This is a genomic window from Kitasatospora sp. NPDC057500 (assembly GCF_042802195.1).
Lineage (GTDB): Bacteria > Actinomycetota > Actinomycetes > Streptomycetales > Streptomycetaceae > Kitasatospora.
In genome coordinates this window covers 1-8773 of the sequence record NZ_JBHVER010000276.1, presented here as the reverse complement: position 1 = coordinate 8773, position 8773 = coordinate 1, and the positions used below count along the sequence as shown (strand labels likewise).

General features: G+C 70.8%; 10 protein-coding genes. 2 read left to right on the top strand and 8 right to left on the bottom strand.

Translation table 11 applies throughout. The annotated features are described in order from the left end of the window. Positions 1 to 44: 44 nt before the first annotated feature. The 8 genes from ACFU74_RS34115 to ACFU74_RS34080 form a co-directional block, all read right to left on the bottom strand. The gene (locus ACFU74_RS34115; protein WP_380763920.1) at positions 45 to 419 is read right to left on the bottom strand and encodes a metal-sulfur cluster assembly factor; all 375 of its coding nucleotides are present in this window, start codon (positions 417 to 419) and stop codon (positions 45 to 47) included. Between the two features lie 9 nt (positions 420 to 428). Further along, a complete protein-coding gene (sufU, locus tag ACFU74_RS34110; protein ID WP_344324910.1) occupies positions 429 to 881 on the bottom strand; it encodes a Fe-S cluster assembly sulfur transfer protein SufU in 453 nt (150 codons plus the stop codon). Positions 882 to 901: 20 nt separating this feature from the next. After that, positions 902 to 2149, bottom strand: coding sequence for a cysteine desulfurase (locus ACFU74_RS34105; RefSeq protein WP_380763922.1), 1248 nt, complete (start codon positions 2147 to 2149; stop codon positions 902 to 904). A gap of 32 nt (positions 2150 to 2181) precedes the next feature. Beyond that, a complete protein-coding gene (gene sufC / locus ACFU74_RS34100; RefSeq protein ID WP_380763917.1) occupies positions 2182 to 2946 on the bottom strand; it encodes a Fe-S cluster assembly ATPase SufC in 765 nt (254 codons plus the stop codon). Positions 2947 to 2952: 6 nt separating this feature from the next. Continuing rightward, positions 2953 to 3270 carry a bifunctional 3-phenylpropionate/cinnamic acid dioxygenase ferredoxin subunit gene (locus ACFU74_RS34095; protein WP_344324904.1) on the bottom strand — a complete coding sequence of 106 codons (318 nt, stop codon included), beginning with the start codon at positions 3268 to 3270 and terminating at the stop codon, positions 2953 to 2955. 5 nt (positions 3271 to 3275) lie between these two features. Continuing rightward, positions 3276 to 4535, bottom strand: coding sequence for a Fe-S cluster assembly protein SufD (gene sufD, locus ACFU74_RS34090; protein ID WP_380763915.1), 1260 nt, complete (start codon positions 4533 to 4535; stop codon positions 3276 to 3278). 61 nt (positions 4536 to 4596) lie between these two features. Continuing rightward, the gene (gene sufB / locus ACFU74_RS34085) at positions 4597 to 6012 is read right to left on the bottom strand and encodes a Fe-S cluster assembly protein SufB (RefSeq protein WP_380763913.1); all 1416 of its coding nucleotides are present in this window, start codon (positions 6010 to 6012) and stop codon (positions 4597 to 4599) included. A 9-nt stretch (positions 6013 to 6021) separates the two neighbouring features. After that, positions 6022 to 6867 (bottom strand): helix-turn-helix transcriptional regulator, encoded by an 846-nt coding sequence (locus ACFU74_RS34080; protein ID WP_380763911.1) that lies wholly within the window; start codon positions 6865 to 6867, stop codon positions 6022 to 6024. A gap of 164 nt (positions 6868 to 7031) precedes the next feature. Between ACFU74_RS34080 and ACFU74_RS34075 the strand changes: the two genes are divergently transcribed. Both ACFU74_RS34075 and ACFU74_RS34070 read left to right on the top strand, forming a co-directional pair. Continuing rightward, entirely contained in the window at positions 7032 to 7958 is a 927-nt protein-coding gene (locus ACFU74_RS34075) for an ABC transporter ATP-binding protein (RefSeq protein ID WP_380763909.1), read from the top strand. Continuing rightward, on the top strand, positions 7955 to 8725 hold the full coding sequence (locus ACFU74_RS34070; RefSeq protein ID WP_380763907.1) for an ABC transporter permease: 771 nt from the start codon (positions 7955 to 7957) through the stop codon (positions 8723 to 8725). The genes ACFU74_RS34075 and ACFU74_RS34070 overlap by 4 nt, the downstream gene beginning before the upstream one ends. The last annotated feature ends 48 nt before the right edge of the window (positions 8726 to 8773 follow it).

Here is an 8773-nt window from a genome sequence, read left to right as displayed (position 1 = left end):
AACCCAGGGGTTCGCGCGGCAGCGGGTGACGATCAGCGGCGGCCTCAGACGTTGAAGCCGAGGGCGCGCAGCTGCTCGCGGCCGTCGTCGGTGATCTTGTCGGGGCCCCACGGCGGCATCCAGACCCAGTTGATGCGCAGGTCCTGGACGAGGCCGTCGGTGGCGGTCTTGGCCTGGTCCTCGATGACGTCGGTCAGCGGGCAGGCCGCCGAGGTGAGGGTCATGTCGATGGTGGCCACGTCGGACTCGTCGATGTGGACGCCGTAGATCAGGCCGAGGTTGACGACGTCGATGCCCAGTTCGGGGTCGACGACGTCCATCAGGGCCTCGGTCAGGTCCTCGACGGAGACGGTGCCGGCGCTGGTGCCGACCGGGCCGGAGGGCGTCTCCTCCGCGGCGGAGGTGGTTTCGTCGCTCATGTGGTGTCCTCAGTCGGTGACGGCGGGGTGCTCGGCGAGGGCCTTGGCGGTGGCGTCCTTCCAGGCCATCCAGCTGAGCAGGGCGCACTTGACCCGGGCCGGGTACTTGGAGACGCCGGCGAACGCGACGGCGTCCTCCAGCACCTCCTCGTCGCCCTCGGCCTGGCCCTTGCTCTGCATCAGCTCCAGGAAGGCCTCCTGGACCGCCTGCGCCTCGCCCACGGTCTTGCCGACGACCAGGTCGTTCAGCACCGAGGCGCTGGCCTGGCTGATCGAACAGCCCTGGGACTCGTAGGAGACGTCCGCGACGGTGGCCCCGTCGAGCTTCACCCGCAGGGTGATCTCGTCGCCGCACGTCGGGTTGACGTGGTGCACCTCGGCGTCACCGTCGCGCAGCCCCTTGCCGTGCGGGTTGCGGTAGTGGTCCAGGATGATGTCCTGGTACATCGAGTCGAGCTTCATGGTCGCGTTGCCCCGTCCCGTCAGCCGAAGAAGTTCCGGACGTGGTGCAGGCCGTCGATCAACGCGTCCACCTCGCCCGGCGTCGAGTACAGGTAGAACGACGCCCGCGTGGTCGCCGGAATTCCGTACCGCAGGCAGACCGGCCGCGCGCAGTGGTGGCCGACGCGCACCGCGATGCCCTGCTCGTCGAGCACCTGGCCCACGTCGTGGGGATGGATGTCACCCAGCGTGAACGAGATCGCCGCGCCGCGGTCGACGGCCGTGCGCGGGCCGATGATCCGCAGGTCCGGGACCTCCAGCAGCCGCTCGACCGCGTACGCGGTGATGGCGTGCTCGTGGGCGGCGATCCGCTCCATGCCGATGCCGGACAGGTAGTCGACGGCCGCGCCGAGCCCGACCGCCTGGGCGATCGGCGGGGTGCCGGCCTCGAACTTGTGCGGCGCCGGGGCGTAGGTGGACGAGCCCATGGTGACGGTCTCGATCATCTCGCCGCCGCCGAGGAACGGCGGGAGGTCCTCCAGCAGCTCCTGGCGGCCCCAGAGCACGCCGATGCCGGTCGGGGCCAGCATCTTGTGGCCGGTGAAGGCGACGAAGTCGGCCTCCAGCGCCTGGACGTCCAGCACCATGTGCGGCGCGGCCTGCGAGGCATCGATCACGACCAGCGCGCCGACGTCCTGCGCCTTGCGCACGATCGCCTCGACCGGGTTGACCGTGCCGAGCAGGTTGGAGACCAGGGTGAAGGAGACCACCTTGGTCTTCTCGGTGATCAGCTCGTCGATGTTGGAGAGGTCGAGCCGGCCCTCGTCGGTCAGCCCGAACCACTTCAGCTTCGCCCCGGTGCGCTGCGAGAGCAGCTGCCACGGGACGATGTTGGAGTGGTGCTCCATCTCCGTGATGACGATCTCGGACTCGGCATCCACCCGGTACGGCTCGTCCGCCCAGGTCAGCATGTTGGCGACCAGGTTGAGCGACTCGGAGGCGTTCTTGGTGAAGACCACCTCGTCGCGGCTCGGCGCGTTGACGAACGCCGCGACCTTGTCCCGGGCGCCCTCGTACAGCGCCGTGGCCTCCTCGGCGAGCACGTGCACGCCGCGGTGGACGTTGGCGTTGTGCCGCTCGTAGTAGGCGTTCAGCGCGTCGAGCACCTGGCGGGGCTTCTGGGAGGTGGCCGCGTTGTCCAGGTAGACGAGCGGCTTGTCGTCGTGCAGCAGGCGCTGCAGGACCGGGAAGTCCTTGCGGATCGCGTCGGTGTCGAGCAGGCCCGGCAGGACCGCCGGCCCGTGCGACTCGTGCGTATGGGTCACTCGGACGCGCCACCCTTCACATAGGCCTCGTAGCCCTCCTCCTCCAGCTTGTCGGCCAGCTCGGCACCGCCGGACTCGACGATGCGGCCGCCCGCGAAGACGTGGACCTGGTCGGGCTTGATGTACCGCAGGATGCGGGTGTAGTGGGTGACCAGGAGGGTGCCCACCTCACCGGTCGAACGAACCCGGTTGATGCCCTCGGAGACGACCCGCAGCGCGTCGACGTCCAGGCCGGAGTCGGTCTCGTCGAGGATCGCGATCTTCGGCTTGAGCAGTTCCAGCTGGAGGATCTCGTGGCGCTTCTTCTCGCCGCCGGAGAAGCCCTCGTTGACGTTGCGCTCGGCGAAGGCCGGGTCCATCTGGAGGGCGGCCATCGCCTCCTTGACCTCCTTCACCCACAGGCGCAGCTTGGGGGCCTCGCCGCGGACCGCGGTGGCGGCGGTGCGCAGGAAGTTGGAGACGGAGACACCGGGGACCTCGACCGGGTACTGCATGGCCAGGAAGACGCCGGCCCGGGCGCGCTCGTCGACGGACATCTCCAGGACGTCCTCGCCGTCCAGCAGGACGGTGCCGCCGGTGACGGTGTACTTGGGGTGGCCGGCGAGCGAGTAGGCCAGGGTGGACTTGCCGGAGCCGTTCGGACCCATGATGGCGTGGGTCTCGCCCTGCTTCACGGTCAGGTCGACGCCCTTCAGGATCTCCCGGGGGCCGTTCTCGGCCTCGACGGAGACGTGCAGGTCGCGGATTTCAAGGGTAGCCATGTGTACTCAGGACTCCTGGTTGACGGAGACGAGCACATCGTCCCCTTCGATCTTTACGGGGTAGACAGCGACCGGCTTGGTGGCGGGCAGGCCGGAGGGCTTGCCGGTGCGCAGGTCGAAGCTGGAGCCGTGCAGCCAGCACTCGATCATGCAGTCCTCGACCTCGCCCTCGGAGAGCGAGACGTTCGCGTGCGAGCAGATGTCGTTGATCGCGAACACCCCCTCGTCGGTGCGGACGACGGCGACCGGGACGCCGTTGAGGTCGACGCGCTTGGGCACGTCCTCAGCCAGTTCGCTCAGCGCACAGGCGCGAAGGAAGCTCATGGGTGTCAGACCGCCGCTTCCAGCTCGGCCTCGATCTTCTCCATGAGGTGGTCCTGGATCTCGGCGACGCCGATCTGCTGGACCAGCTCGGCGAAGAAGCCGCGCACCACCAGGCGGCGCGCCTCGTCGGCCGGGATGCCGCGGGCCTGGAGGTAGAAGAGCTGCTCGTCGTCGAAGCGGCCGGTGGCGGAGGCGTGGCCGGCGCCGACGATCTCGCCGGTCTCGATCTCCAGGTTCGGCACGGAGTCGACCCGGGCACCGTCGGTGAGCACCAGGTTGCGGTTGTGCTCGTAGGTGTCGGTGCCCTCGGCGGCGGCGCGGATCAGCACGTCGCCGATCCACACGGCGTGCGCGTCCTGGCCCTGCAGCGCGCCCTTGTAGACGACGTTGGAGCGGCAGTGCGGCGTGTCGTGGTCGATGACCAGCCGGTGCTCCAGGTGCTGGCCGGCGTCGGCGAAGTAGAGGCCGAACAGCTCGGCCTCGCCGCCGGGCGCGGCGTAGTTCACGCGCGGGTGCAGCCGGACCACGTCGCCGCCGAAGGTGACGACGACGGACTTCAGCGAGGCGTCGCGGCCGATCAGCGCGGTCTGCTGGGCGGCGTGCACCGCGTCGCGGTCCCAGTCCTGGACGGAGACGAAGGTGAGCTTGGCACCGTCGCCGAGCAGCAGCTCGACGTTGGCGGCCCGGGTGCCGGTGCCGGTGTGGCCCAGCACCACGACGGCCTCGGCGAACGGCTTGACGTCGATGACCACGTGGGCGAAGCGGGTGCCGCCCTCGCCGTGCACGTCGATCCGCACCGGCTCGGTGAGCACCGTCTCCTTGGGGACGGTGACCACGAGCGCCTGCTCGAAGGCGCTGAACGCCTGCGCGGCGACCCGGTCGACCGGCTTGCCGGCCTTGCCGAGGCGGGCGTCGTCGCGGCCGACGGTCTCGGCGGTGACGCCCTCGGGCAGGCTCAGCTCGACCTTGTCGATGCCCGCGGCGACCTTCTCGGCATCGGCGGCGGCGGTCCCGTCGTGCAGACCGCCGAGGCGGTGCAGCGGGGTGAACCGCCAGTCCTCCTCGCGGCCGGTGGGCACCGGGAAGTCCGCGACGTCGAAGGACGGCTCGACCGCGACGCGGGCGTCGATCGGCTGCCGGACGCTGTCCCGGCCGGTGCCGGGGCCGGCCAGCTGGGCGCCGGCACCGGCGGTGCCGACCTCGATCGAGCCGGCGGTGGTGGAGCCGGGGGTGTTCCCGGTGACATTCACAGGCGTGTCAGCCATGGCTGTTCGGTGTGCTCTCTTCCTCAAAAACGTGTCGATGGACGGCGGGGCGGTCGGCGGGTCAGCCGACGGAGCCCTCCATCTGCAGCTCGATCAGCCGGTTCAGCTCCAGCGCGTACTCCATCGGCAGCTCGCGCGCGATCGGCTCGACGAAGCCGCGGACGATCATCGCCATGGCCTCGAACTCGGTCATGCCGCGGCTCATCAGGTAGAAGAGCTGGTCCTCGCTGACCTTGGAGACGGTGGCCTCGTGGCCCATGGACACGTCGTCCTCGCGGACGTCCACGTACGGGTAGGTGTCCGAGCGCGAGATCGTGTCGACCAGCAGCGCGTCGCAGAGCACGTTGGACTTGGCGCCCTTGGAGCCCTCGCCGATCTCGATCAGACCGCGGTAGGAGGTGCGGCCGCCGCCCCGGGCCACCGACTTGGAGACGATGTTGGAGGAGGTGTTCGGCGCCATGTGGACCATCTTGGCGCCGGCGTCCTGGTGCTGGCCCTCGCCGGCGAAGGCGATGGACAGGGTCTCGCCCTTGGCGTGCTCGCCCATCAGGTAGACGGCCGGGTACTTCATGGTGACCTTGGAGCCGATGTTGCCGTCGATCCACTCCATGGTCGCGCCCTCGTACGCCACGGCGCGCTTGGTGACCAGGTTGTAGACGTTGTTCGACCAGTTCTGGATGGTCGTGTAGCGGCAGCGGCCGCCCTTCTTGACGATGATCTCCACGACCGCCGAGTGCAGCGAGTCGGAGGAGTAGATCGGCGCGGTGCAGCCCTCGACGTAGTGGACGTAGGCGTCCTCGTCGACGATGATCAGCGTCCGCTCGAACTGGCCCATGTTCTCGGTGTTGATCCGGAAGTAGGCCTGGAGCGGGATGTCGACGTGCACGCCCTTCGGCACGTAGATGAAGGAGCCGCCGGACCAGACCGCCGTGTTCAGCGCGGCGAACTTGTTGTCGCCGGCCGGGATGACGGTGCCGAAGTACTCCTTGAAGATCTCCGGGTGCTCGCGCAGCGCGGTGTCGGTGTCCAGGAAGATGACGCCCTGCTCCTCCAGGTCCTCGCGGATCTGGTGGTAGACGACCTCGGACTCGTACTGGGCGGCGACGCCGGCGACCAGGCGCTGCTTCTCCGCCTCCGGGATGCCGAGCTTGTCGTACGTCGCCTTGATGTCCGCCGGCAGGTCCTCCCAGGACTCGGCCTGCTTCTCGGTGGAGCGGACGAAGTACTTGATGTTGTCGAAGTCGATGCCGGACAGGTCGGAGCCCCAGGTCGGCATGGGCTTCTTCCCGAACAGCTTGAGGCCCTTGAGACGCAGGTTCAGCATCCACTCGGACTCGTTCTTCTTGGCCGAGATGTCGCGGACGACGTCCTCGTTCAGTCCGCGCTTGGCGGCGGCGCCGGCCACGTCCGGGTCGGCCCAGCCGTACTCGTAAGTGCCGAGGCCTTCGAGCTCGGGGTGCGAAACGGTGTCAGTCATGCGGGCTTCCTAACGCGCGGACGCTGAATCTTCGGTGGACGTACCGGCAGTCGGCGCGGCACCGGTGTCCCGGCCCGCGGCGGTGCGCAGGGCGGGCGACGATGCGGCACCGGGTGCCGGCACATAGGTGGTGCAGACCCCGTCGCCGTGGGCGATGGTGGCCAGCCGTTGCACATGGGTGCCCAGCAGCTGGGAGAAGACCTCGGTCTCCGCCTCGCAGAGCTGCGGGAACTGCTCGGCGATGTGCGCGACCGGGCAGTGGTGCTGGCAGAGCTGGGCGCCCGCCGGGGCCTTCGCCGCGGCCGACGGGACCCGCCGCACCGTGGCAGCGTACCCGTCGGCACTCAGCGCCTGGGCCAGCGCCTCGGTGCGCTCCGCCGCCCCGGCGGTGCGCAGTGCCTCCAGGTACTTCTCCGCCTGCCGGCCGAACCGGGCCCGGGCGAAGGCGGCGACCGCCTCCTCGCCGGCCTTGCCGCCGCCGACCGAGTCGGAGATCCAGCGCAGGGCGTCGGCGGCGAGCTGGTCGTACTCCTGGTAGAAGGCGTCCCGGCCGGCGTCGGTGAGGGCGAAGACCTTGGCCGGGCGGCCCCGGCCGCGGCTGCCGTAGACCTTCTGCTCCCGGGACACGACCAGGCCGGCGGCGGTGAGGCCGTCCAGGTGACGGCGGACGGCGGCGGCGGTGAGGCCGAGCCGGCTCGCCAGGTCGGCGGCGGAGGACGGACCGTGGTCCAGGACGGAGCGGGCGACCCGGTCGCGGGTGGCGCGGTGGCCGTCCAGCAGCACCTCGGCCGCCGTCGCGGGCACGGCGCAGCCGGGGGCCGACTCGGCCTCCTGCTGCGTGGGGTGCTCGCGCATGTTTTTCACAACACCAGTGTTGCGTAATTACTTCCGCCGGGACAAGCCGTGATCCAGGCCTCACCCGTGTCATCTGTCACGCAGGTAAGCCTTACCTGACCTGCGGATGAAGTGATCAAGCCCAGCGTGCAAACGGCCTGTTGGGGCCTCTTAGACTCACCCGTATGCAATCCGAACCCGCGGTCCAGATCACCGGGCTGGTCAAGCGCTACGGGGACAAGCCCGCGGTGGACGGTCTCGACCTCAGCATCGCGCGCGGCACCGTCACGGCCGTCCTCGGTCCCAACGGCGCCGGCAAGACCACCACCATCGAGACCTGCGAGGGCTACCGCCGTCCCGACGCCGGCACGGTGCGCGTGCTCGGCCTGGACCCCGTCGCCCAGGGCGCCGGGCTGCGCCCCAGGATCGGTGTGATGCTGCAGTCCGGCGGCGTCTACGCGGGGGCCCGCGCCGTCGAGATGCTGCGGCACACGGCCAGGCTGCACGCCCACCCCCTGGACGTGGACGCGCTGGTCGAGCGGCTCGGCCTCGGCTCCTGCGGCCGCACCGCCTACCGCCGGCTCTCCGGCGGACAGCAGCAGCGGCTCGCCCTGGCGATGGCCGTGGTCGGCCGCCCCGAGCTGGTCTTCCTGGACGAGCCGACCGCGGGCCTGGACCCGCAGGCCCGCCGCGCCACCTGGGAGCTGGTCCGCGACCTGCGCCGGGACGGCGTCACCGTGGTGGTCACCACCCACCACATGGAGGAGGCCGAGCAACTGGCCGACCGGGTCGCGATCGTCGACCGCGGCCGGGTGATCGCCGAGGGCGCCCCGGACGAGCTCTGCCGCGGCGGCGCCGAGTCCACGGTGCGCTTCGACGGCCCGCCCGGACTCGACCTCGCCACCCTGCTCAAGGAGCTGCCCGAGGGCGCCACCGCCGCCGAGACCACGCCGGGCAGCTACCGCATCGAGGCGCCGGTCGACCCGCAGCTGCTGGCCACCGTCACCGCCTGGTGCGCGGCGGGCGGGGTCCTGCCCGAACGGCTCGCGGTGCAGCGCCGCAGCCTCGAAGACGTCTTCCTCGACCTGACCGGACGGGACCTGCGTTCATGACCACCACCGACTACGCCCCGAAGCCCGGTGCCGCGCCGGTCGGCCGGATGCTGCTCGCGCAGACCGCGTTCGAGACCCGGATGCTGCTGCGCAACGGTGAGCAGCTGCTGCTCACCGTGGTCATCCCGACGGTGCTGCTGGTGCTGTTCTCCGCCGTCGACATCGTCGCCGTCGAGGGGCCCGGCAAGCGGGTCGACTTCCTCGCCCCGGGACTGCTCGCGCTCGCGGTGATGTCCACCGCGTTCACCGGCCAGGCCATCGCCACCGGCTTCGAGCGCCGCTACGGCGTACTGAAGCGGCTGGGCGCCAGCCCGCTCCCCCGCTGGGCGCTGCTCACCGCGAAGACCGGCTGCGTCCTGGTCACCGAGGCGCTCCAGGTGGCGCTGCTGTCGGTGATCGCGCTGGCCCTCGGCTGGTCCCCGCAGGGCAACCCGCTCACCGTTGCCGCCCTCCTCGTCCTCGGCACCGCCGCCTTCTCCGGCCTCGGCCTGCTGATGGCCGGCACCCTGCGCGCCGAGGCCACCCTGGCCGCCGCCAACCTGGTCTTCATCCTGCTGCTGCTGGCCGGCGGGGTGATCGTCCCGCTCTCCAAGTTCCCCGCCGCCGTCCAGTCCGCCCTGGAACTCCTCCCGATCGCCGCCCTCTCCGACGGCCTGCGCGCCGTCCTCCAGACCGGCGCCGCCACCCCCTGGGCCGACCTCGGCATCCTCGCCGTCTGGGCGGTGGCCGCCCTCGCCGCCGCCGCCCGCCTCTTCCGCTGGGAGTGACCCGCACCCGACGGCAACGGCCCCCGGCTCATCCAGTGAGCCGGGGGC

Coding starts and splice junctions, on each gene's coding strand:
- ACFU74_RS34115 (WP_380763920.1), bottom strand. CDS start 419: ATGAGCGACGAAACCACCTCCGCCGCGGAGGAGACGCCCTCCGGCCCG.
- sufU (WP_344324910.1), bottom strand. CDS start 881: ATGAAGCTCGACTCGATGTACCAGGACATCATCCTGGACCACTACCGC.
- sufC (WP_380763917.1), bottom strand. CDS start 2,946: ATGGCTACCCTTGAAATCCGCGACCTGCACGTCTCCGTCGAGGCCGAG.
- ACFU74_RS34095 (WP_344324904.1), bottom strand. CDS start 3,270: ATGAGCTTCCTTCGCGCCTGTGCGCTGAGCGAACTGGCTGAGGACGTG.
- sufD (WP_380763915.1), bottom strand. CDS start 4,535: ATGGCTGACACGCCTGTGAATGTCACCGGGAACACCCCCGGCTCCACC.
- sufB (WP_380763913.1), bottom strand. CDS start 6,012: ATGACTGACACCGTTTCGCACCCCGAGCTCGAAGGCCTCGGCACTTAC.
- ACFU74_RS34080 (WP_380763911.1), bottom strand. CDS start 6,867: ATGCGCGAGCACCCCACGCAGCAGGAGGCCGAGTCGGCCCCCGGCTGC.
- ACFU74_RS34075 (WP_380763909.1), top strand. CDS start 7,032: ATGCAATCCGAACCCGCGGTCCAGATCACCGGGCTGGTCAAGCGCTAC.
- ACFU74_RS34070 (WP_380763907.1), top strand. CDS start 7,955: ATGACCACCACCGACTACGCCCCGAAGCCCGGTGCCGCGCCGGTCGGC.